Source organism: Microbacterium flavescens, assembly GCF_018588945.1.
Classification (GTDB): domain Bacteria; phylum Actinomycetota; class Actinomycetes; order Actinomycetales; family Microbacteriaceae; genus Microbacterium; species Microbacterium flavescens.
In genome coordinates this window covers 314,035-335,800 of sequence record NZ_JAFIWA010000003.1, presented here as the reverse complement: position 1 = coordinate 335,800, position 21,766 = coordinate 314,035, and the positions used below count along the sequence as shown (strand labels likewise).

Sequence of the window (21,766 nt, the reverse complement as noted above, 5' to 3'; positions counted from 1 at the left end):
GTGGACCAGTCTAGGACACGACGAAGGCCGATCCCGAGCCGGGATCGGCCTCCGCCGTGTCGAGTGCGACTCAGCGCCGCGCGGCGGGCCCACGAAGCACGCGCGAGGCGACGACGAGGGCTGCGGCGATCAGCACCACGTTCTTGAAGATGTACTGGCCGGTGAGCGTCGGGCCCGCGGGGCCGAAGACCTCTGCGGGCAGCAGCACGATCGGAGACAGGATGCCGACGTAGGCCAGCCCGAGCACCAGCAGGCCGAAGCGAGCGAATGCTCCGCCGGCGATGAGCAGCACCCCCGCGGCCACCTCGATCACGGCGGTCGCGATCATCGCGGCCTGTCCGCTGACGAGGCCGAAGGTGAGCTTCTCCCACGTCTGGCTCACGAGCGCCTCCATCGGGCTGACGCCCGGGAAGAGCTTCAGCGCGCCGAAGACGGCGAAGACGGCTCCGAGGGCGATGCGCAGCGCCGGGATGCTCCACCGCTGCAGTGAGGCCTTCACCGCCGCCTCGGCGCGGGCTTCGCCCGCGAGCAGGGTGCGGAGCGGGTTCGGGCGGCTGACGGATGCGGAGCCGACGGCGCCAGCGGGGCCGTGGACGGGAACAGTGGTCATGGCGTGACTCCTTCGGGTTCTGATCGCCCGCGATCGCAGGCACGGTGATCAGGATCCGAATACCCCGCGCGGTGATACGCCGCCGCCCAGATTGGCACCGTCACCACACAAACCCTGCGGAAGAATCCGTCGGTCGTTGTGCGAGACCTACAAAGCCCCGGCGCCTGGCAGGCGGATCACGCAGCGGGAGCCGCGGTGTCGCGCTGCGCGTCCTCGTCGACCCGGCCCGCACGGATCGGGTGCCCCTGGCTCGTGAGGCACCTGCCGCTCGCGAGGTCCCACTTCCAGTCGTGCAGAGAGCAGGTGAGTACGCCGTCCTCGATCTTTCCGGTCTTCGTCAGATCCGCGCGCAGGTGGGGACAGCGGCGCTGCACCATCCAGTCGCCGAGCTGGGCGTCCTCGGTCTGGTCCGTCTGCTCCGCGTACCAGTTCTCGACATACTCGATCCGGTCGCGCGAGAGGCACTTGAGGAAGGTCGTCAGGAACTCGTTGAACTTGCCGCTGCGCCCGACTTCGAACTGCATCGACAGGAAGATCGAGTTCGACCAGTCGATCTCCCGATCGGCGATGTTCGTCGATACGAGGTCGGCGGGGATCGTGTACCAGTAGATGCACTCCTCGCCCGCGTACTCGCGGACCTTCGCCTTCGGGAAGTCCACGACCATGTCGAGGTCGCCGATCCGGAAGCGCACGACGCCGCCGACGCCGTTGCGGATGGTCCGGGCGCGGCGCAGCAGCGGCTCCCACCACTCCTTGATGGCGGCGAGCATCTCATCCGGCGGCAGCACGGCGGCCCGTGAGGCCTCCTCGGCGCGGATCTCGTCCTGCCGGGAGTCGCGCTGCTCTGCCAGGTACGCCCACTTGTCGTCGAAGATGCGGTCGATCTCGGCCTGCGTGTACAGCGTCTGCGTCACGCTGAGCTCGCCGTCGGTCAGCTCGACGACCGTTCCGGGCACGAACTCGTAGCCCTTCTGCTCCGGGCGCAGCTCGGCCATGTGGGCGAGGAACTCGCGCTGGTCGGTGAAGATGGCGTCGTCGTTCAGCCCCGTGCCGTTGTACTTGAACAGCTCCTCGCGCAGGAACATCGGCGGGCCGGCCATCGGGAAGACGTGCTCGGCGTCGACCTTCTCGATGTAGTACATGGCGCGCTTGTTCTGCGCGTCGCGCTTGAGCTTGGCGAAGTTCTGCTTGGAGTCCTGCGGCAGGTCGTAGACCATGGGCCACCAGATGGCGCCCGACACCTGGGTGAAGTACGCCTCCGGCTTCGAGAACGACATCAGCTTCTCGAGGTCGAGGGGGTGCGAGTCGTTCTGGTTGAGGATGCTCGCCGTGCCGTCGTCGACGCTCAGCGAGGAGTCGCCGATCGGTCCGTCGCTGGGCGCCCGCAGCGGCGTGACCATGAGCTTGAGCGGACCGAACTCGAGCGGCACGCCGGCCTGCGTGTAGATGATGTTGTCGTAGCCGAAGGCCCGGAGATCCTGCTCCAGGTCGTCAGTCGGGTAGTCGGGCAGCAGCACCTTGATGTCCTTCGGCACGTGCCGCTGCATGAGGGCGGGGTCGAAGTGGTCGCGGTGCCGGTGCGAGATGTAGAGGAAGTCGGCGTTGCCGTACTTCGCCCAGTCGAGCGCCCGGTTGTCGGGGAACGGGAACCACGACCCGAAGAAGGTCGGCCCGATGACGGGATCGCAGAGGATGCTTCCCCCTGCGGTCTCGATGAACATTCCGGCATGACCGAGGCCCGTGATGCGCATACTCGCTCCTTCCTCGACAAGTCTATGAGAGGCGTTCCCGGGCGCCAGGGCGCGCCGGCCGTGCAAAAGGCGATGCATCGCACCCGCGGGCGCGATGCATCGGCGGTTTCAGGAGGCGCGTGCGATGCGCCCGAGGACTCCGTGCACGAAGGACCCCGAGTCGTCGGTCGAGAACTCCTTCGCGAGCTCGACGGCCTCGTCGATCGCGACGGCGGCGGGCACCTCGTCGTTGTAGAGGATCTCCCACACGCCGATCCGCAGCACGGCGCGGTCGACCGCGGGCATCCGGGCGAGCGACCAGTCCTTGGCGAAGGTCGTGATCTGCTCGTCGATCGCGTCGCGGTTGTCGATCACGCCGTCGACGATCTCACGCGCGTAGAGCCAGGACGCCTCGCGGGCAGGCTCGTTCGCCGCGCGCTTGGCCTCGGCGGCGAGCGTCGAGGGCAGCTCGTCACCGCGGACGTCGGCCTGGAAGAGGATGTCGAGGGCGCGCTTACGCGCCTTGCTGCGGGCGCTCAACGGTCAGTTGACGCGGCCGAGGTAGTCCCCGGTGCGGGTGTCGACCTTGACCTTGGTGCCCGTCTCGAGGAACAGCGGAACCTGGATCTCGTAGCCGGTCTCGACCGTGGCGGGCTTCGTGCCGGCCGACGAGCGGTCGCCCTGCAGGCCCGGCTCGGTGTAGGTGATCTCGAGCACGACCGACGCCGGCAGCTCGATGTACAGCGGGTTGCCGTTGTTCAGCGCGATCTGGACCTGCTGGTTCTCGAGCAGGAAGTTCGCGGCGTCGCCGACGGTGGCGGCCCCGACGGTGATCTGGTCGTAGTCGGCGACGTCCATGAAGACGAAGCCCTCGCCGTCGTTGTAGAGGTACGTGAAGTCGCGGCGGTCGACGTTCTCGGTCTCGACCTTGGCGCCGGCGTTGAACGTCTTGTCGACGACCTTGCCCGACATGACGTTCTTGAGCTTCGTGCGGACGAACGCGCCACCCTTGCCGGGCTTCACGTGCTGGAACTCCACGACGCTCCAGAGCTGCCCGTCGATGTTCAGGACGACGCCGTTCTTGATGTCTGCGGTGGATGCCATGGGGGTGGTGGTTCCGTTCGTGAGGAGAAGTGGCCGATCACGGCCCGACAGTGCATTCTACGGGATGCCGCGACGAGACCCCTCGGCGCGGCATCCGCTCATCCCTCCGCCTGTCCGGTGATCACGGCGATCAGGCGGTCGATGGCGGCGGCATAGCCGGCCACACCCTCGCCGGAGACGTGGACGACCGCGACGTCGGCGACATAGGAGTGGTGGCGGAAGGGCTCGCGGGCCTTGACGTCGGAGATGTGCACCTCGGCGACCGGCAGGGCGACGCCGGCCAGCGCGTCGCGGAGGACGACCGAGGTGTGCGTGAGGCCGCCGGGGTTGATGACGATGCCCGCGCAGTCCCGACGTGCCTCGTGGATCGCGTCGAGGAGGACTCCCTCGTGGTTGCTCTGGACGGCGCGCACCTCGAAGCCATGGGCTGCCGCCGCGTCGGCTGCGAGTGCCTCCACGTCGTGGAGCGTGGCAGATCCGTAGATCTCCGGCTCACGCGTGCCCAGGAGGTTGAGGTTGGGACCGTTGACGAGGAGCAGTCGGTGAGGCGTGGTCACCTCGTCACGCTATCAGCGAGCGGTTCCAGCATCCGGGTCAGCGCCAGCGCGCTCCGGCACGGCCTCCCTAGGGACGATCTGGAAGGCGGGCATCCTCGACACGAGGAGCCAGGCGGGCAGGATGATCACGCACAGCATCGGCAGCAGCGTGATGTCGTCGGGAATGGCCACGCCGAGGAAGATCGCGAGCCATCCGTCGCGGGCGAACACCAGGATGACGCCGACGACGGCGCAGGCGACGGCCAGGCCGAGCGGGATCCCCGGGATCAGCGTGTGCCCGAGCAGGCCGAGCGCGACGCCGATGAACGTGGCAGGGAAGATCCGCCCGCCGCGGAAGAGGGCGCCTGCCGCCACCAGCAGCGCCAGGATCTTGATGCCCGCGATCACCGCGAGCTGCCCGGCATCGTAGGCGTCGGGATCCTGAAGGAGCTCGCCGATCTGCTCGAGGCCCTTGAACATCGTGATCGGGCCTCCGATGAATCCGAGGATTCCGAGGAGGAAGCCGCCCACGAGCGGGATGAGGATCGGATGCCGCAGCCCGTGCAGCGCCCGCCAGACCATCGGGAAGAGGAACAGCGCGATGAGCGCGATCCCCACGGAGGCGCAGGCCACGACCGCTCCGGTGAGCAGGTCGATCGCCTGAGGACTGCCGTACTCCGGCAGGCCGAACGAGAGCGGCGGCGACCCGAGGAGGTGCATCGTGACGGCACCCGCGCCCGCCGCGGCGACGGGGAGGAAGAGCTTGTCCCACAGCGACCCGCCCTTGGCCGCCGCCACGATCCCGGTGAACAGCAGCGCAGCCGCCACCGGCGTGCCGAAGAGCGCTCCGACGGTGGCCGCGCTGGCGATCAGGACGGGGATCTGGGTGGGAACCTTCGGCAGGAACCGTGCGAACAGGGTGACGACGATCGCGACGTTGATCGCGATGATCGGGTTCTCGGGGCCAAGACTCACACCGCCGGCGAGGCCCAGGACGGTGACCGCCGCCAGCCCCGGAAGCGCCCGCAGTCTCAGCGGCGGGGAGATCAGCTCGGTGGTGGCCGAGTCCGGTCCACCGTGACCCGGCAGGAAGCGGAGTCCGATGCCGACCGCCAGCCCGGTCATGGTCAGGACGAGGATGATCCACCAGCCGCTCGGATCCACGCCCAGCGCACCGGGGAGCGATGTCCACAGCACGCCGCTCAGAAGATCAGACAGCTGCTCGAGCGCCCACAGCAGGACAGCCGCGAGCGCACCGAGAAGCAGCGCCGGGATCGCGAGCACCAGCATCTGCCGCGGCGATGCGCCGCCTTCGTCCGGGGTCGGTGCAAGGCTCATCCGGCGTGCTCTCTCTTGGTGGGACCCGTGCGACGTGCGCCGCCCGTGCCCTCATCCTGCCGGATGCGCCCTCCCACTCCGCGGGTGATCTTCGCGGAGTGCTACCCGGCGACCTCCTGGTAGGCGGCGAAGAGCAGGGATTCGTCGGGCGCCTGCAGCACGGTCGGCTTGGCGATGTCGTCCAGGACGATGAAGCGGAGCATCCCGCCACGGCTCTTCTTATCGCGCTGCATCGAGGCCTGCAGGGTCGGCCAGGCACCGGCGCGATACGTCGTCGGCAGGCCGAGGGAGGAGAGGATGTCGCGATGGCGCTGCGCCGCGGCATCCGGCAGTCGTCCCGCCAGTCGCGACAGCTCGGCGGCGAAGACCATCCCGACCGAGATCGCGGCGCCGTGACGCCACCGGTAGCGCTCGGCGTGCTCGATCGCGTGACCCAGCGTGTGGCCGTAGTTGAGGATCTCGCGCAGGCCCGCCTCGCGCAGGTCCTCCCCCACGACCCGGGCCTTCATGTCGATCGCGAGTTCGATCGTGCGCCGGAAGGCGTCGCTGCGCGGATCGGTCGCCGTCTGGGGGTCGGCCTCGACGAGGTCGAGGATCTCGGGCGCCCAGATGAAGCCCGCCTTCACGACCTCGGCGTAGCCGGCGACGCGCTCGTTGCGCGACAGCGAGTCGAGCAGGTCGAGGTCGCACACGACGGCGCGCGGCGCCCAGAACGCTCCCACGAGGTTCTTGCCCTCCGCGGTGTTCACGCCGGTCTTGCCGCCGACGGCGGCATCGACCATGCCCAGGACGGTCGTCGGCACCTGGACGATCTCCACTCCGCGCAGCCACGTGGCCGCGACGAACCCGGCGAGGTCGGTCACCGCGCCGCCGCCGAAGCCCACCACGGCGTCGGTGCGCGTGAAGTCCGCCTTGCCCATGACCTGCCAGCAGAAGGCGGCCACTTCGATGCGCTTGCCGGCCTCGGCGTCGGGGATCTCGGCCAGCAGCACCTCACGGTCGCCCTTGAGCGCGTCGCGGAGGGACTCCGCCTGCGCCGCGAGCGTGGGCGGGTGGATCACCAGCACCTTGCGGGCGGCGGCCGGCAGCGCATCGCCGACGGTGCTCAGGATGCCGCGCCCGACCGTGATCGCGTAGCTGGCGTCACCGCTCACCGAAATGGTCGTGGCGTCTGTCATGACTCTCCCTCGCTCTGTGCCGGCGGCGTGGCGTGTTCGGGGCGCGCCCAGGCCACGATGCGCTCGACGACGTTCTGGAGCGGGCCGTTCGACGTGTCGAACGTGGCATCGGCCAGCTGCTCGTAGATCGGGCGCCGCTCCTCGTAGATCCTGGTCCACCGCGTGAGCGGATCCTCGCCGTCCAGCAGCGGGCGGCTCGATCCGCGCACGCGATGAGCGACGACCCGCGGCGCGACGGTGAGCAGCACGACGCGGTGGTGCGCGAGATCGGCGCGGGTGTCGGCGTCGAGCACGGCGCCGCCGCCGAGCGAGACGACTCCCCCGCCTGCGAGGCCCTCCGTGACGGCTTCCCGCTCGAGGGCGCGGAAGTGGGCCTCTCCGTGCTCCGCGAACAGCCGCTCGATGGGGCCGTGCGCGCGGACGACCGCGGCATCGGTGTCGAAGAACGGCAGCTCGAGAGCGCGTGCGACCCGCTTCCCGACGCTCGTCTTGCCCGCGCCCATCGGGCCGATGAGGACGACGGCGCTAGAGGGCGAGGTCATGCTGGGCGAGCGCGGCGTCGCTGGCGCCGGCTGTGCGGAGCGCGTCGGGGATCGCGGCGACGTAGGCCTCGAGGTTGCGGCGGGTCTCCGCGACGCTGTCGCCGCCGAACTTCTCCAGGACGACATCGGCGAGGACGATCGCGACCATGGCCTCGGCCACCACTCCAGCGGCCGGCACGGCGCAGACGTCGGAGCGCTGGTGGTGCGCCGACGCGGTGTCGCCGGTGGCGACATCCACCGTCCGCAGCGCCTTGGGCACCGTCGCGATGGGCTTCATGCCGGCCCGCACGCGGAGGACCGTCCCGGTCGACATCCCGCCTTCGGTGCCGCCGGCCTTGTCGGACGACCGGGCGATGCCGTCACCGGTCGCGAAGAGCTCGTCGTGCGCCTGCGAGCCGCGGCGCGTGGTCGTGAGGAAGCCGTCGCCGACCTCGACCCCCTTGATCGCCTGGACGCTCATGAGCGCCTGGGCGAGCTTGCCGTCGAGGCGGCGGTCCCAGTGGACGTGCGATCCGAGCCCCGGCGGCAGGCCGTAGGCGAGCACCTCGACGATCCCTCCGAGCGTGTCGCCGTCCTTTCGGGCGTCGTCGACCTCGGCCACCATGCGCTCGCTCGTGGCGGCGTCGAAGCAGCGGAGCGGATCAGCATCGAGCGCCGCGACGTCATCCGGCGTCGGCAGCGTCGCCCCGTCGGGAACCCGGACGGGGCCGATCGACAGCGTGTGGCTGACGAGGCGGATGCCGAGCTCCGACAGGAACGCCCGGGCGACAGCTCCGAGGGCGACGCGCGCCGCCGTCTCTCGGGCGCTCGCACGCTCGAGGATCGGTCGTGCCTCGTCGAAGTCGTACTTCTGCATCCCGACCAGGTCGGCGTGGCCCGGGCGCGGGCGCGTGAGCGCGGCGCCGCGACCGCGGGACTTCTCGGTGAGCTCGACCGGCTCGGGGCTCATGACCTCGACCCACTTCGGCCATTCGGTGTTGCCGATGCGCAGGGCGATCGGGCTGCCGAGGCTGGTGCCGTGCACGACGCCGGAGGAGATCGTCAGCTCGTCCTGCTCGAACTTCATGCGCGAACCGCGGCCGTAGCCGAGCTTGCGACGCTCGAGGTCGGCCTGGATGGCGGCGCCGGAGATCGGGACGCCCGAAGGGAGTCCCTCCATGATGGCGACGAGTTCGGGGCCGTGCGATTCGCCGGCCGTGAGCACGCGGAGCATTGGTCCAGTCTCCCACGTGCGGGAGGACCGTTACGTCAGACCGTCGTCTCGAGGGCGCGGCGCATCGCGGCGATCGCGGCCTCCTCGTCGGGCAGCGGCGCCTCGACGTCGCCCGTCGCGAAGATCCGCACCTGCAGCACCGCCTGGTGCAGCAGCATCCCGAGGCCCGGCACCGCTGGTGCGCCGACGCGCTGCCACGCCGCGGACAGCGTCGTCGGCCACTGCCCGTACACGACGTCGAACAGCAGGCCGCCCGATGTCGCCAGAGCGTCGGCCGCGGCATCCGCCACCGGTGCGTCGCCCGGGAGCGTCGCGATCGTGACGGGCACGGAAGGGCGAGCGGATGCCTCGAACGGCGTCGTCGTCACGTCGATGTGCAGGCGCCGACCGAGCTCGGCGAGTCGCGTGACTGCTTCGGGGCGTCGGGCGACGACGTCGACGCGCCTCGCGCCCAGTTCGGAGAGCGCGACCAGCGCGGAGGTGGCCGTCGCGCCTGCGCCCACGATACGGGCCTCGTCGACGCGCGTGATGTGCTCGTCGGCGAGGGCACGCACGAGGCCGCCGACGTCGGTGTTGAAGCCCCGCGGTCCGCTGCCGTCGAGGAGCAGGGTGTTGACCGCGCCGGTCAGCTCGGCGCGGCGGTCGAGCCCGCCGGCGGCGGCATGGGCGACGCCTTTGAGCGGCATGGTGAGCGAGAGGCCCCGCCAGGACGCATCGAGGCCCGCGAGCTCGCTCGCGAAGGACGCCTCGTCGACGCGACGTCTGCCGTACGACCACGGCAGCCCGAGCACGGCGTAGGCCGCGGCGTGGAGCTGAGGCGACCGGCTGTGCGCGATCGGATCGCCCCACACCTCGAGGCGCGTGGCGCGGGCGGTCAGCACCCCGAGTCCGGGTGAGCCTCGCACCATTCGATCCACTGGGCACGAGCGCGCTCGTGATCGGCCAGATTCGTCGTGAACACCGTCTCGCCGGTGTCGAGGTTCACCGTGACGAAGTACATCCAGTCACCGCCGGACGGGTTCATCACCGCCGAGATCGCCGCGTCGCCCGGGTTGGAGATCGGTCCGACGGGAAGGCCGGCATGCACGTACGTATTCCACGGATTCGGGTCGAACTGCGCCTCCTCCGATGTGCTCGCCGAACCGTCGTGCATCTCACCGAAGCCGTACTGCGCCGTCGAGTCCATCTGAAGCAGTCCGAACGTCTCCTGATTGTCCGGATCCATGCGGTTCGCGATCACCGTGGCGACCTTCTGCATGTCGGCCTCGTAGCGGGCTTCGCGCTCGATGATGGAGGCGACCGTGAGCACGCGCTGCCGATCGTCGGCAGCCACTCCGGCCGCGTCGAGAGACTGCACCGTGCGGTCGACGAGCGTCTGGATGACCTGCTCGGCCGTGACATCGGGGTTGAAGGTGTAGGTCGCGGGGAAGAGCCAGCCCTCGAGAGGCTGCCCGCCCGCCGCGACGATGTCGGGATCGGGCGTGACGCCGTAGACGGACGAGTCCGCCACGGCCGCCTGGAAGTCCTCGAGCGGGATGCCCGTGCCCTCCGCCAGCAGCGGCAGCGACTGCTCGACGGTCAGCCCCTCGCGCAGCTGCGCCGTGTTCTCCATCTTGTTCGCGGGGTCGAGCAGAGCAGTCAGCGCCGCCTCAGACGTCATCTGCTTCTGAAGCTTGAAGACGCCCGGCACGAACGGCGGGTTCTCGCCCGAGTCGATCAGGTAGTCGTAGAACGCGTCGGGGGTCTTGGTCACGCCCGCGTCGTAGAGGGTCTGCGAGATCGGCATGCCGGTGTCGCCCTCGTTCACCGTGACGAAGACCTCGCCGTTCGCGAGGCCCTCCTCGAAGTCCTTCGGCTCCTCCCAGCCCATGACCTCGCGCACCTTGTCCTCGTACGTCGTCCAGACGTACCAGGCGCCGCCGGCGACGCCGCCGAGGATGAGCAGGATGACGCCGAGCGCGATCCAGCCGCCGATGCGCCGCTTGCGCTTGTCCTTCGGGGGCGGCGGCGCGCCCAGGTCGTCAGTGGAGCTGTGGCCGCTGAAGAGGTCCTCGAGGGTCGGCGAACCCGCCGACCGCCCGCTGGCGGCCGAAGCACGGGCGGCGAACGACGAGTCCGCCGGAGCCTCGGCCGCCGGCACCACCGGGGTGGAACCCGTCCGGCTGTACGGCAGCGCTGGGGCAGCCTCGTCGGCGATCATCCAGGAGTCGTCGTCTTCTTCGTCGGAGACGCTCGGCGTGTACGGGCGCGGGTGCGCCAGCATGCCCGACTCGTCGAGCACGGCATCGGTCGGGGGCTGCGCGGGCACGGCGACCGTCGGCGCCGGCTCGGCGGCCCGCTCGCGAGGCGCCGGCTCGTGCGGTGCGGCGGGTGCAGGCGTGTCGCTGCCGGCTGAGCCGAGCCCGGCCGCCGCTGCGCGCAGTTCCCGGCGGGACCGCGGTGCGGTTTCCGCCGCTGCCGTGTCGTGGCTGCCGCGATCGCCCGGACGCGCGCCGTAGCCGGCGTCGTCCCCGGTGCGTCGGAGGTCGCGGGAACGAGGGTCGGGAAGCTTGCCGAACAGATCCGCGAACGGATCTCCAGACGGGGTCTCGGGCATGTCAGGCGGGCTCCTGGGGGACGGGGGTGCCGGGTGGTCGGCCGGTGCTCTTCTCGACGTCGAGTGCTTGCTGGAGCAGCACGACCGCGGCGACCTGATCCACAATGCTACGAGAAGATCGCTGTGATCGACCCGAATCGCGCAGAGCCGCATGGGCGGAGACGGTCGAGAGCCGCTCGTCGACGAGCCTCACGGGCAGAGCGGATGCCGCGGCCACGGCCGCCGCGAAGTCCCGGGCGTCGGCGGTGGAGGCGGTGTCCTCACCTCGGAGATTGAGCGGCAGCCCCACGAGGATCTCGACGGCGGAGTGCTCGTCGGCGAGTGCCGTGACGCGCGCCACCGCACCGTCGTCCCGCGTCACGGTCTCGACGGGCGTGGCCAGCAGCCCGTCCGGATCGCATCGCGCAACGCCGACACGCGCCTTACCGACGTCGATGCCGAGACGTACCCCGCGACGGAACCCGCTCACGCGCCGAGCGCGTCCTTCACCGCGGTGAGCGCCGCAGGCAGGGCCGAGGCATCCGTCCCCCCGCCCTGGGCGATGTCGTCGCGACCGCCCCCGCCACCGCCGAGAACCGCAGCCGCGGCTTTCGCGAGCGGTCCGGCCTTCGCGCCGGCCGTCCGTGCGGCGTCGTTCGTGGCGACGATGACGACGGCGCGGCCGCCGACCTCGGCGCCGAGCGCGACGACGGCAGCCTGCGCGCCGAGACGCTCGCGCACCTGCAGAGCCAGCGAGCGGACGTCGTCGGCGGACGATGCCGCGCCGAGCGACTCGGCGACGACCAGCTGGCCGCCGACCGTCGACGCGGACGCAGCGAGTGCCGGGAGACGATCGCCGAGGGCCTTGGCCTCGAACGAGGCGATCTTCTTCTCGGCCGCCTTGAGGCTGGCGGTCAGCTCGGCGATCCGAGCGGGCAGCTGGTCGCGAGGCGTCTTGAGCGACGAGGTGAGCTGCGACACGATCGCCCGCTCTGCCGCGAGGGAGCGGAAGGCGTCCAGCCCGACGAGCGCTTCGACGCGTCGGTTGGACGCGCCGACCGACGACTCGCCGACCAGGCTGATGAGCCCGACCTCGGCGCTCGTCGACACGTGCGTTCCCGCACACAGCTCGCGCGACCACGGGCCGCCGATGTCGACCATGCGCACGGTGTCGCCGTACTTCTCGCCGAAGAGGGCCATGGCGCCGAGCGACTTGGCCTCGTCGAGCGCGAGCACGCGGGTGGTCACTGCCAGGTTGTCGCGGACCGCGTTGTTGGCGATCTCCTCGATCTCGCTCTTCGTCGCATCCGAGAGGGACTGGCCCCAGGTGAAGTCGAAGCGCATGTACCCCGCCCGGTTGAGCGAGCCCGCCTGCGTGGCCGTCTTGCCGAGGGTGTCTCGCAGCGCGGCGTGCACGAGGTGGGTCGCGGAGTGCGCCTGGCGCGCGGCGCGGCGGTTCGCCGCATCCACCACCGTCGTCGCGGGCTGGTCGAGGGCGACCTCACCGGTAGTCACCTCTACCGTGTGGCTGATGAGGCCGGCGACCGGCTTCTGCACGTCGAGCACGTCGAGCTCGTAGCCGGGCCCGATGATCACGCCCTTGTCGGCGACCTGGCCGCCCGACTCGGCGTAGAGCGCCGTCTCGGCGAGGATGACCTCGGCGATCTGACCCGTCGCGGCGCGGCTGACGGACGCGCCGTCGACGAGGATGCCCAGCACCCGCGACTCGGTCTCGAGGTCGGTGTACCCGGTGAAGACCGTCTCGCCCTTCGCGCGGAAGTCGCGGTAGACGCTCGTGTCGGCCAGCTGACGCTTGCGCGACCGCGCGTCGGCCTTCGCGCGTGCGCGCTGCTCCTGCATGAGCGTGTCGAACGCGGCGCGGTCGACCGTGAGCCCCGCCTCCTCGGCGATCTCGAGGGTCAGGTCGATCGGGAATCCGTAGGTGTCGTGGAGCAGGAACGCCTCCGCACCGGCCAGCGCGGTGCCGCCGTCGCGCTTGGTCTGCGCGACGGAGTCGTCGAGGATGCTCGAGCCGGCGGCGAGCGTGCGGAGGAAGGTCTCCTCCTCTGCCAGCGCGTACTGCGAGATGCGGGCGTAGTCCGCCTCGACCTCGGGGTAGACGTCCTTCATCGCGTCGCGCGACGCGGCGAACAGTTCGGCGAACGTCGGGCCGTCCACGCCCAGCTGGCGCATGGAACGGATCGCGCGGCGCATGAGGCGACGCAGGATGTAGCCGCGCCCGTCGTTGGAGGGCGTCACGCCGTCGGACATGAGCATCAGCGAGGAGCGCACGTGGTCGGCTACCACGCGGAAGCGGACGTCGTCGACGTGATCGGCTCCGTAGGTGCGGCCCGAGAGGGCGACGGCGCGATCGAGCACGGGACGCACCTGGTCGGTCTCGTACATGTTGTCGACGCCCTGCTTGATGAACGCGATGCGCTCCAGCCCCATGCCGGTGTCGATGTTCTTGTTCGGCAGCTCGCCGACGATGTCGAAGTCGTACTTCGAGCGGACGTTCGTGATCTCGTACTGCATGAAGACGAGATTCCAGATCTCGACGTAGCGGTCGTCGTCGGTGGCGGGACCGCCGTCGATGCCGTACTCCGGTCCGCGGTCGAAGAAGATCTCCGAGCACGGACCGGCCGGACCGGGAAGACCGGTGCTCCAGTAGTTCGTGTCCTTGCCGAGCCGCTGGATGCGCTCCTCGGGCAGGTCGGTGAGCTTCAGCCAGAGGTCGTGGGCCTCGTCGTCCTCTTCGTAGACGGTGACCCAGAGGTCCTTCTGGTCGAAGCCGAGTCCGCCCTCGGACTCGGGGCTCGTGAGGAGGTCCCACGCGTAGCGGATCGCGCCCTCTTTGAAGTAGTCGCCGAACGACCAGTTGCCGAGCATCTGGAAGAACGTGCCGTGACGCGGCGTCTTGCCGACCTCTTCGATGTCGTTCAGCCGGATGCACTTCTGGTTGTCGGCCGCGCGCGGGTACGGTGCCGGCACATCGCCGCTCAGGTACGGGATGAACGGCACCATGCCGGCGACGGTGAAGAGCAGGGCCGGGTCGTCCGTCACCAGGGAGGCGGAGGGGACGATCGTGTGCCCGTTCTTCTGGAAGTAGTCGAGGAAGCGCTGGGCGATCTCGGCGGTCTTCATTCGGGATCCTCGCAAAAGCGCGCGGTCCACTCCCCCGTGAAGGGGGCAGCGGGTCCGCTGGGTCAGTCGGTGAGCTTCTTGGCCGTGTCGGCCGCGGTGTCGACGGCTTCGGATGCCGCGGCCCGGGCGGCCTCGACGGCGTCGGCGGCCGCATCCTTCACATCGTCGACCAGGCCCGACATGTGGGCCTCCTGCTCGCGGTACGCGTCGCCGATGCGGTCGGTGAACTCGGTGATGCGGGCATCGACCTCGGCGAGGATCTCGTGACCCCGCGGGTCCTTGTTCATGAGGTGTGCGACGACGAACCCGCCGGCGATGCCGAACAGGAACCACAGCACGTTCTTCATGTCACCACTTCCTCGCGGAGCCGCGGGGCGCGGCATCCCACCATCGTAGGCGGAAACGACGGAGGGCGTCGGGAATCCCGACGCCCTCCGTGTGTGCTTGCGTGCGGTTAGCGGGCCGCGTGTCTCGATACGGTCGCAAAGCGACCTACTCGACAACCGACTTCGGCGCTCTATCGAGCGGCGTAGTACTCGACGACCAGCTGGACGTCGCCGACCACGGGGACCTCGGCGCGCTTCGGGCGACGCACGAGACGCGCCTGAAGCTTGTCGAGCTCGACCTCGAGGTAGGCCGGAACGGGCGGCAGGACCTCGGCGTGACCGCCGGCGGCTGCGACCTGGAAGGGCTCGGTGCCCTCGCTCTTGGCCTTGACGTGGATGATCTGACCCGGCTTCACGCGGAACGACGGGCGGTCGACGAGCTGGCCGTCGACGAGGATGTGACGGTGCACGACGAGCTGGCGCGCCTGTGCGGTCGTGCGGGCGAAGCCCGAACGGAGCACGAGGGCGTCGAGACGCATCTCGAGGAGCTCGACGAGGTTCTCACCGGTCAGGCCCTGGGTGCGGCGGGCCTCGTTGAACGTGTTGCGCATCTGCTTCTCGCGGATGCCGTACTGCTCGCGCAGACGCTGCTTCTCGCGGAGACGGACGGCGTAGTCGCTGTCCTGCTTGCGCTTGGTGCGGCCGTGCTCGCCCGGAGCGTAGGGACGCTTCTCGAGGTAGCGGGCGGCCTTCGGGGTGAGTGCCACGCCGAGGGCGCGGGACAGACGGACCTTGCGGCGGTCCTGGGACTTCGTTGCCACGAAGTGTTCCTTTCGATGACGCGGCCGTGTCGATCACGGCTCGCGGACGTATCTCGGTCTCTTCGCCCTGTCCGGGATGCACGCCGGGGCATGCCGGAAGGTAGGTGAAGAAGAGAGGGGATGCCCGAAAACTCGGTTTCGAGCCGGTCAAGTCTAACAGACAGCGGTTCGGCGACGAGGAGAGCGGATGCCGCGCCTCAGCGGTCCTCCGCCAGGATGCGCCGGATCTTCTCGAGCCGCGCCTGCACGTCGCGCTCCTGGCCGTGGTTGGTCGGCTCGTAGTAGCGCCGGCCGCGCAGTTCGTCGGGCAGGTACTGCTGCGGCGAGACACCCACCTCGGAGTCGTGCGGGTAGACGTACCCCTTGCCGTGGCCGAGTCGCTTCGCACCCGGGTAGTGCGCGTCGCGGAGGTGCACCGGCACGCGGCCGAAGCCGCCCGCCCGCACCTCGGCGATCGCCGCGTTGATCGCCAGATAGGCGGCGTTCGACTTCGCCGTGGTGGCGAGATACGCCGTCGCCTCGGCCAGCGGGATGCGCCCTTCGGGCATGCCGATCAGCTGCACGGCGTCGGCGGCGGCCACCGCGATCTGCAGCGCCTGCGGATCGGCGAGCCCGATGTCTTCGGCCGCCGAGATGATCAGGCGGCGCGCGATGAAGCGCGGGTCCTCCCCTGCCTCGATCATGCGCGCGAGGTAGTGCATCGCGGCGTCGACGTCGGAGCCCCGGATCGACTTGATGAACGCGCTGATCACGTCGTAGTGCTCATCGCCCTGACGGTCGTAGCGCAGCAGGGCTCGATCGACGGCCTGGGCGACGTGCTCGGGCGTGATCTGCGGAGGCTCGGACTCGTCGTCTGTGGGTTCGGCGAAGGAGGCGGCCGCCTCGAGCGCGGTGAGCGCGCGCCGCGCGTCGCCCGATGACAAGCGCACCAGGGCATCACGGGCCTCGTCGGTCAGCGCCACGGCGCCGGCGAGGCCCCGGGCGTCGGCGACCGCGCGGTCGATCAGCAGGCGCAGGTCGTCGTCGGTGAGCGGCTTGAGCGTCAGCAGCAGTGAGCGGGACAGCAGCGGCGAGATCACCGAGAACGACGGGTTCTCGGTCGTGGCGGCGATGAGCACGACCCAGCCGTTCTCGACACCCGGCAGCAGGGCATCCTGCTGCGCCTTGGTGAACCGGTGGATCTCGTCGAGGAAGAGGATCGTCGACTGTCCGTACAGGTCGCGCTGCGTGAGCGCCTCCTGCATGACTTCGCGGACGTCCTTCACTCCGGCGGTCACCGCCGACAGTTCGACGAACCGGCGCCCGGACGAGCGCGCGATCGCCTGCGCGAGCGTGGTCTTGCCGGTGCCCGGGGGTCCCCACAGGATGACCGACGTCGCCGCACGGGCCGCGGCATCCGGATTGGCCAGGGTGACCAGCGGCGATCCGGGGCGCAGCAGATGCCCCTGCCCGGCGACCTCCTCGAGGGATGTCGGGCGCATCCGCACCGCCAGCGGGGTCTGTCCCTGGAAGAGAGCGGTCGGCGCGCCCGCGCTGCCCGACGCTCCGCGCGGAGCGCGCGAAGAGGAAGTCGAGCTGGTCACCTTCCCAGGCTAGTCCGCGCCTGCGACGACGGGAGCGGCGCGTGTTTTGCCGCCGGTGAGGGCGCACCGTAGGATCAACCCGGCCCGGGCACCGACCCGGAGCGGAGGAGGATCCGTGGCTAACGGTGGCAAGGATCGCGGCTCGCGCGAGTCGCGGGAGCGTGCACGGCTCTATCAGGCACGAGTGGACTTCCACAGGGGACAGTCGCGTCGCCGCACCCGTGACAACCTCATCGCGGGCATCGCCGGCGGCGTGCTGGTCGTCGGCATCCTCGCCGTCCAGACCGCGTACTTCGTCGCCGGACCGGGTGCCCCCGAGCCCACGCCGACGCAGACGTCGACTCCGAGCGTGACCCCGGCGCCGACCGTGCCGACGCCGACGCCCACGACGAGCGCCACACCGACTCCCACGCCGTAGGAACTCGGTCGCTCGACGCATCTGAGCGGACGGCTCCCCCGTACTAGGCTTGGGGACCGTCCATCCCCCACAGGCGGCGTGAGCCGCGATGAGGTGCATCCCGTGACTGCCGCAGCAGAGTCCACTCCCGAGTCCACCGGTCCCGTGACCGACGACGTCCAGCCCGAGACCGAAACCGTCGACGCCGACGCTGTCGGGTCGGAGGCCGCGGACGCCGTTCAGCCCGAGGCGGAAGAAGCCGTCGAAGCCGAGCCCGAGGCCGGCGAAGCCGTGCCCGAGGCGGAGGTCGTCGAAGCCGCGCCCGAGTCCGAGCTCGGTGAGCCCGAGGGCGGCGAGACCGAGCCCGAGGTCGCCGAAGCTGAAGCCGGGACCGCCGACGCCGCCGAGCCCGAGGCCGACGTTGTCGAGCCCGAGGTCGCCGAAGCCGCCGCGACCGAAGCCGAGCCTGTCGAGCCCGAGCCTGCGAAGCCTGCTGCGCCCGCCGGGCCGGTTCCGACCCCGAGGCCGCGCGCCACGATCGCGCCGAAGATCCCGTCGCCGACCGAACCGTGGGGTCGCGTCGAGGACGACGGCACAGTGTCGGTGCGCGAGGGCGACGAGTGGCGCGTCGTGGGTCAGTTCCCCGATGGCTCTCCCGAGGAGGCGCTCGCCTACTTCGAGCGCAAGTACGCCGACCTGGCCAGCGAGGTGACCCTGCTCGAGGTGCGCCACCGCCGAGGCGGAGCGTCGGCGTCGGATCTCCGCGCCGCCGCCAAGGCTGTGTCCGCCAAGCTCGACGGCGCCGCCGCCGTAGGCGACCTCGCGAGCCTCGAGGCGCGCGTCGCCGCGCTCACCGAGACGCTGGCCGCGGCATCCGAATCCGAAGCCGCCGCCGCGCGCGAGGCTGTCGACGAGGCGGTCCGCGCACGCACCGAGCTCGTCGAGAAGGCCGAGGCCCTCGCCGCCCGCGACCCGCGGTCGGTGCAGTGGAAGCAGGCCACGGCCGAGCTCAACGAGCTGTTCGAGCAGTGGCAGGCGCAGCAGCAGAACGGCCCCCGTCTGCCGAAGTCCGCCGCCCAGCAGCTGTGGAAGCGATTCCGCGACGCCCGATCGACGGTGGACAAGCACCGCCGCGAGTTCTACGCAGAGCTCGACGAAGCCCACAAGGGCGTGCGCGAGCGCAAGACCAAGCTCGTCGAGAAGGCGGAGGCGCTGGCGCCCAAGGGTGAGGACGGCATTCCCGCCTACCGCGAGCTGCTCGATCAGTGGAAGACCGCCGGCCGCGCCGGCAAGAAGGTCGACGACGCCCTCTGGGCGCGCTTCAAGGCCGCCGGCGACGCCCTGTACGCGGCGCGGATCGAGCGCGAGTCGGCAGACGCCGAGGCATCCCGCGAGAAGATCGAGGCCAAGCGCGCACTCCTGGTCGAGGCGAAGGCCGTGGGCGACGAGCGCAATCTCGGCAAGGCGCGGACGCTGCTCACGGGCATCCAGCGGCGCTGGGACGAGATCGGCCGCATCTTCCCCCGCGACGCGGAACGGTCGCTCGACGACGACCTGCGCAAGATCGAGCAGGCGCTGCGCACGCGCGAGGACGCCGACTGGAAGAGCAACAACCCCGAGACCAAGGCGCGGGCCAACGACATGACGCGCCAGCTGACCGACGCCATCGAGAAGCTCGAGAACGAGCTCGAGGCGGCGAAGAAGGGCGGCGATAAGAAGGCGATCGCCGACGCGACCGACGCCCTCGAGGCACGCAAGGCCTGGCTCAAGGCCGTCGGCGGCTGACCCCGGCCTCCGTTCCCGCCGGGTTGTCCACAGCCCGGCGGGAACGACCTCGGGCTCCCCGGCCGGTGAGGCACACTGCCGCTATGGCCTCGCCGTTCCTCTATTTCATCGATGACCGTCTCTCGCTGGCCGAGCTCATGGCGGCCCGCCTCGACGGCGACGTGGTCGAGTTGGGCGACGCCTACATCCCGGCCGACGCGATCGAGACCCGAGCGCTGCGTGCGGGCTCGCTGACCGCGCTCCTCGGCGACACCCTGGCCGCCACGCACCTGACGGCGGCATGGGTGCACGGCGCACTGGCCGAGCCGCCCGCGACCCACACCGTTCAGCGCGCCGTGCCGCGGAGGCTCCACCACGTGCCGAGCCGCAGTCTCGTGTACCGCGATCTCGCCGTCGACCCTGCTGACCTCGACACGATCGGCGGGGTTCTGGTCACCTCGCCGGTGCGCACGCTCGAAGACCTCTGCCGCGTCGGAGACGACGTGCACGTTCGTGCCGCCCGTCAGCTCGCCGTCGGGCGGCGCGAGCTCATCGATGCGGCTCTCGCGCGGCTGGAAGGCGGGTCGCTCCCCCACAAGCGCGCCGCGATCGTGCTCCTGCGCGGTCTGGCGGCTGCTGAAGGCGCTACGACGACGTGACGCGGTAGACGTCGTAGACGGCGTCGATCCGGCGCACGGCGTTGAGGACGCGGTCGAGGTGGACGATGTCGCCCATCTCGAACACGAAGCGGCTGAGAGCCAGCCGGTTGCTGGAGGTCGAGACCGACGCCGACAGGATGTTGACGTGATGCTCGCTCAGCACCCGCGTGACGTCGCTGAGGAGGCCGGAGCGGTCGAGCGCCTCGACCTGGATCTGCACGAGGAACACGCTCTTCGTCGTCGGCGCCCACTCCACGTCGATGAGGCGCTCGTGATCCGACATGAGCGACTTCACGTTCGTGCAGTCCGTCCGGTGGACCGACACGCCGCTGCCGCGCGTGACGAAACCCATGATCTCGTCGCCGGGGACCGGCGTGCAGCACTTCGCGAGCTTGACCAGGATGTCGGGCGCCCCCCGCACCAGGACGCCGGAGTCGCCTCCGCGCGGCTGCCGCGGGCGTCCGACGCCGGGCAGCTCGATCGGGCCGGTCGACGTGTCGTTCGCACTCACCAGCGCGGTGACCTTCTCGATCACCGACTGCGTGGAGACGTGGCCCTCGCCGACGGCCGCATAGAGGGCGGAGACGTCCTCGTAGCGCAGCTGGTGGGCGACCTCGGTGAAGGAGTCCTGGCTCATGAGCCGCTGCAGCGGCAGGTTCTGCCGGCGCATCGCGCGGGCGATGGCCTCCTTGCCCTGCTCGATGGCCTCCTCGCGCCGCTCCTTGGTGAACCACCCGCGGATCTTGTTGCGCGCACGCGTGCTCTTGACGAAGCCGAGCCAGTCCTGACTCGGGCCGGCGTCCGGGTTCTTCGAGGTGAAGACCTCGACCACGTCACCGCTCTTGAGCTCCGACTCGAGGGGCACCAGGCGCCCGTTGACTTTCGCACCCATCGTGCGATGGCCGACCTCGGTGTGGACGGCATAGCCGAAGTCGACCGGCGTCGCACCCGCGGGGAGCCCGATGACCCGGCCCTTCGGCGTGAAGACGTAGACCTCTTTCGCGCCGATCTCGAACCGCAGCGAGTCGAGGAACTCGCCGGGGTCGGCGGTCTCGGCCTGCCAGTCCGAGATGTGCGCGAGCCACGCCATGTCAGTGTCGAGGGCCTTCGGATCGCCCTTGCCGCCGTTCATCCGCTCTTTGTACTTCCAGTGCGCCGCGACGCCGTACTCGGCCTGCTGGTGCATCTCGTTGGTGCGGATCTGGATCTCCACCGTGCGCCCGCCCGGTCCGATCACGGTCGTGTGGAGCGACTGGTAGAGGTTGAACTTGGGTGTGGCGATGTAGTCCTTGAAGCGGCCGGGAAGCGGCGTCCAGCGTGCGTGGATCGCTCCCAGCACGGCGTAGCAGTCGCGCACGCTGCCCACGAGGATGCGGATGCCGATGAGGTCGTAGATGTCGTCGAACTCGCGGCCGCGCACGATCATCTTCTGGTACACCGAGTACAGCTGCTTCGGACGCCCCATCACACGGCCGCGGATGCGGAGCTCCCGCAGGTCGGTGTCGACGGAGTCGATGACGTTCTGCACGTACTGCTCGCGCTGCGGGGTGCGCTGACGGACGAGGCTCTCGATCTCTGCGTACAGCTTGGGATGCAGCACGGCGAACGAGAGGTCCTCGAGTTCTGACTTGATCGCCTGGATGCCGAGGCGATGGGCCAGCGGAGCGTAGATCTCGAGTGTCTCGGTCGCCTTCTTGCGCGCCTTCTCGGGCGGCACGAAGCCCCACGTGCGCGCGTTGTGCAGGCGGTCGGCGAGCTTGATGAGCAGCACCCGGATGTCGCGCGACATCGCCACGATCATCTTGCGGACCGTCTCGGCCTGGGCGCTCTCGCCGTACTTCACTTTGTCGAGCTTCGTGACCCCGTCGACGAGCATCGCGACCTCATCGCCGAACTCCGCGGTCAGCGTGTCGAGCGCGTAGCCGGTGTCCTCCACGGTGTCGTGGAGCAGTGCGGCGGCGATCGCCTTGGGGCCCAGCCCGAGATCGGCAAGGATCTGGGCCACCGCCAGCGGGTGGGTGATGTACGGCTCGCCGCTCTGACGGGTCTGACCGCTGTGGGCCTTGTCGGCGACGGCATACGCCCGCTCGATGATCGACAGGTCGCCCTTGGGGTGGTGCGTGCGCACCGTCCGCAGAAGCTGCTCGACGTCGTCCCGCCGCGCCGAGCGGGAGAAGATGCGCGGAACGAGGCGGCGCAGGGACGAGGTCTGGGCGGGAGGGACGGTCTCGGTCATCCGATCCCCT

At 70.2% G+C, this 21,766-nt stretch carries 20 protein-coding genes; 3 read left to right on the top strand and 17 right to left on the bottom strand.

Going from position 1 to position 21,766, the window contains the following annotated elements; genetic code table 11:
- Positions 1-70: 70 nt before the first annotated feature.
- The 16 genes from JX005_RS08505 to JX005_RS08430 all read right to left on the bottom strand — a co-directional run bounded on the left by JX005_RS08505 (position 71) and on the right by JX005_RS08430 (position 16,598).
- On the bottom strand, positions 71-610 hold the full coding sequence (locus JX005_RS08505) for a DoxX family membrane protein (RefSeq protein WP_214467050.1): 540 nt from the start codon (positions 608-610) through the stop codon (positions 71-73).
- 176 nt (positions 611-786) lie between these two features.
- Positions 787-2,361, bottom strand: a complete 1,575-nt coding sequence (locus JX005_RS08500) for a Rieske 2Fe-2S domain-containing protein (protein WP_214467049.1) — start codon at positions 2,359-2,361, stop codon at positions 787-789.
- 108 nt (positions 2,362-2,469) lie between these two features.
- The gene (nusB, locus tag JX005_RS08495; protein WP_214467048.1) at positions 2,470-2,880 is read right to left on the bottom strand and encodes a transcription antitermination factor NusB; all 411 of its coding nucleotides are present in this window, start codon (positions 2,878-2,880) and stop codon (positions 2,470-2,472) included.
- Positions 2,881-2,883: 3 nt separating this feature from the next.
- The gene (gene efp / locus JX005_RS08490; protein WP_214467047.1) at positions 2,884-3,444 is read right to left on the bottom strand and encodes an elongation factor P; all 561 of its coding nucleotides are present in this window, start codon (positions 3,442-3,444) and stop codon (positions 2,884-2,886) included.
- A gap of 98 nt (positions 3,445-3,542) precedes the next feature.
- On the bottom strand, positions 3,543-4,001 hold the full coding sequence (aroQ, locus tag JX005_RS08485; protein ID WP_214467046.1) for a type II 3-dehydroquinate dehydratase: 459 nt from the start codon (positions 3,999-4,001) through the stop codon (positions 3,543-3,545).
- A 12-nt stretch (positions 4,002-4,013) separates the two neighbouring features.
- The gene (locus tag JX005_RS08480; protein ID WP_214467045.1) at positions 4,014-5,318 is read right to left on the bottom strand and encodes an ion channel protein; all 1,305 of its coding nucleotides are present in this window, start codon (positions 5,316-5,318) and stop codon (positions 4,014-4,016) included.
- Positions 5,319-5,419: 101 nt separating this feature from the next.
- Positions 5,420-6,496 carry a 3-dehydroquinate synthase gene (gene aroB, locus JX005_RS08475; protein ID WP_214467044.1) on the bottom strand — a complete coding sequence of 359 codons (1,077 nt, stop codon included), beginning with the start codon at positions 6,494-6,496 and terminating at the stop codon, positions 5,420-5,422.
- Complete coding sequence (locus JX005_RS08470; protein WP_214467043.1) at positions 6,493-7,038, bottom strand: shikimate kinase; 546 nt, start codon at positions 7,036-7,038, stop codon at positions 6,493-6,495. Before JX005_RS08470 ends, aroB begins: the two co-directional genes overlap by 4 nt.
- A complete protein-coding gene (gene aroC, locus JX005_RS08465; protein WP_214467042.1) occupies positions 7,022-8,251 on the bottom strand; it encodes a chorismate synthase in 1,230 nt (409 codons plus the stop codon). Before aroC ends, JX005_RS08470 begins: the two co-directional genes overlap by 17 nt.
- Positions 8,252-8,286: 35 nt before the next feature.
- Positions 8,287-9,159 (bottom strand): shikimate dehydrogenase, encoded by an 873-nt coding sequence (locus JX005_RS08460; RefSeq protein WP_214467041.1) that lies wholly within the window; start codon positions 9,157-9,159, stop codon positions 8,287-8,289.
- The gene (gene mltG / locus JX005_RS08455) at positions 9,126-10,847 is read right to left on the bottom strand and encodes an endolytic transglycosylase MltG (protein WP_214467040.1); all 1,722 of its coding nucleotides are present in this window, start codon (positions 10,845-10,847) and stop codon (positions 9,126-9,128) included. The genes JX005_RS08460 and mltG overlap by 34 nt, the downstream gene beginning before the upstream one ends.
- 1 nt (position 10,848) lies before the next feature.
- The gene (gene ruvX, locus JX005_RS08450) at positions 10,849-11,316 is read right to left on the bottom strand and encodes a Holliday junction resolvase RuvX (RefSeq protein ID WP_214467039.1); all 468 of its coding nucleotides are present in this window, start codon (positions 11,314-11,316) and stop codon (positions 10,849-10,851) included.
- Positions 11,313-13,970 (bottom strand): alanine--tRNA ligase, encoded by a 2,658-nt coding sequence (gene alaS, locus JX005_RS08445; protein WP_214467038.1) that lies wholly within the window; start codon positions 13,968-13,970, stop codon positions 11,313-11,315. The genes ruvX and alaS overlap by 4 nt, the downstream gene beginning before the upstream one ends.
- Positions 13,971-14,032: 62 nt before the next feature.
- Entirely contained in the window at positions 14,033-14,317 is a 285-nt protein-coding gene (locus JX005_RS08440) for an ATPase (protein ID WP_214467037.1), read from the bottom strand.
- A 170-nt stretch (positions 14,318-14,487) separates the two neighbouring features.
- A complete protein-coding gene (gene rpsD / locus JX005_RS08435) occupies positions 14,488-15,117 on the bottom strand; it encodes a 30S ribosomal protein S4 (RefSeq protein ID WP_214467036.1) in 630 nt (209 codons plus the stop codon).
- A gap of 197 nt (positions 15,118-15,314) precedes the next feature.
- Complete coding sequence (locus JX005_RS08430) at positions 15,315-16,598, bottom strand: replication-associated recombination protein A (protein WP_214467166.1); 1,284 nt, start codon at positions 16,596-16,598, stop codon at positions 15,315-15,317.
- Between the two features lie 217 nt (positions 16,599-16,815).
- Here JX005_RS08430 and JX005_RS08425 point away from each other — a divergent pair, with 217 nt between their 5' ends.
- The 3 genes from JX005_RS08425 (at position 16,816) to JX005_RS08415 (ending at position 19,520) form a co-directional block, all read left to right on the top strand.
- Positions 16,816-17,118, top strand: coding sequence for a dioxygenase (locus JX005_RS08425; RefSeq protein WP_214467035.1), 303 nt, complete (start codon positions 16,816-16,818; stop codon positions 17,116-17,118).
- A gap of 102 nt (positions 17,119-17,220) precedes the next feature.
- Positions 17,221-18,882: a DUF349 domain-containing protein gene (locus JX005_RS08420; protein WP_307858533.1), complete on the top strand. Its 1,662-nt coding sequence runs from the start codon at positions 17,221-17,223 to the stop codon at positions 18,880-18,882.
- Between the two features lie 83 nt (positions 18,883-18,965).
- Positions 18,966-19,520: a type IV toxin-antitoxin system AbiEi family antitoxin gene (locus JX005_RS08415; protein ID WP_214467034.1), complete on the top strand. Its 555-nt coding sequence runs from the start codon at positions 18,966-18,968 to the stop codon at positions 19,518-19,520.
- Here the strand turns inward: JX005_RS08415 and JX005_RS08410 are convergent.
- Complete coding sequence (locus JX005_RS08410) at positions 19,507-21,756, bottom strand: RelA/SpoT family protein (RefSeq protein ID WP_214467033.1); 2,250 nt, start codon at positions 21,754-21,756, stop codon at positions 19,507-19,509. The genes JX005_RS08415 and JX005_RS08410 overlap by 14 nt on opposite strands.
- Positions 21,757-21,766 lie beyond the last annotated feature (10 nt).

Excerpts from the sequence above, each read along its gene's own strand:
- mltG (WP_214467040.1), bottom strand. The coding sequence starts at position 10,847 with ATGCCCGAGACCCCGTCTGGAGATCCGTTCGCGGATCTGTTCGGCAAG.
- JX005_RS08410 (WP_214467033.1), bottom strand. The coding sequence starts at position 21,756 with ATGACCGAGACCGTCCCTCCCGCCCAGACCTCGTCCCTGCGCCGCCTC.
- efp (WP_214467047.1), bottom strand. The coding sequence starts at position 3,444 with ATGGCATCCACCGCAGACATCAAGAACGGCGTCGTCCTGAACATCGAC.
- aroB (WP_214467044.1), bottom strand. The coding sequence starts at position 6,496 with ATGACAGACGCCACGACCATTTCGGTGAGCGGTGACGCCAGCTACGCG.
- JX005_RS08415 (WP_214467034.1), top strand. The coding sequence starts at position 18,966 with ATGGCCTCGCCGTTCCTCTATTTCATCGATGACCGTCTCTCGCTGGCC.
- JX005_RS08505 (WP_214467050.1), bottom strand. The coding sequence starts at position 610 with ATGACCACTGTTCCCGTCCACGGCCCCGCTGGCGCCGTCGGCTCCGCA.
- alaS (WP_214467038.1), bottom strand. The coding sequence starts at position 13,970 with ATGAAGACCGCCGAGATCGCCCAGCGCTTCCTCGACTACTTCCAGAAG.
- JX005_RS08480 (WP_214467045.1), bottom strand. The coding sequence starts at position 5,318 with ATGAGCCTTGCACCGACCCCGGACGAAGGCGGCGCATCGCCGCGGCAG.
- aroC (WP_214467042.1), bottom strand. The coding sequence starts at position 8,251 with ATGCTCCGCGTGCTCACGGCCGGCGAATCGCACGGCCCCGAACTCGTC.
- JX005_RS08430 (WP_214467166.1), bottom strand. The coding sequence starts at position 16,598 with ATGCGCCCGACATCCCTCGAGGAGGTCGCCGGGCAGGGGCATCTGCTG.
- JX005_RS08460 (WP_214467041.1), bottom strand. The coding sequence starts at position 9,159 with ATGGTGCGAGGCTCACCCGGACTCGGGGTGCTGACCGCCCGCGCCACG.
- JX005_RS08500 (WP_214467049.1), bottom strand. The coding sequence starts at position 2,361 with ATGCGCATCACGGGCCTCGGTCATGCCGGAATGTTCATCGAGACCGCA.
- JX005_RS08440 (WP_214467037.1), bottom strand. The coding sequence starts at position 14,317 with ATGAAGAACGTGCTGTGGTTCCTGTTCGGCATCGCCGGCGGGTTCGTC.
- JX005_RS08470 (WP_214467043.1), bottom strand. The coding sequence starts at position 7,038 with ATGACCTCGCCCTCTAGCGCCGTCGTCCTCATCGGCCCGATGGGCGCG.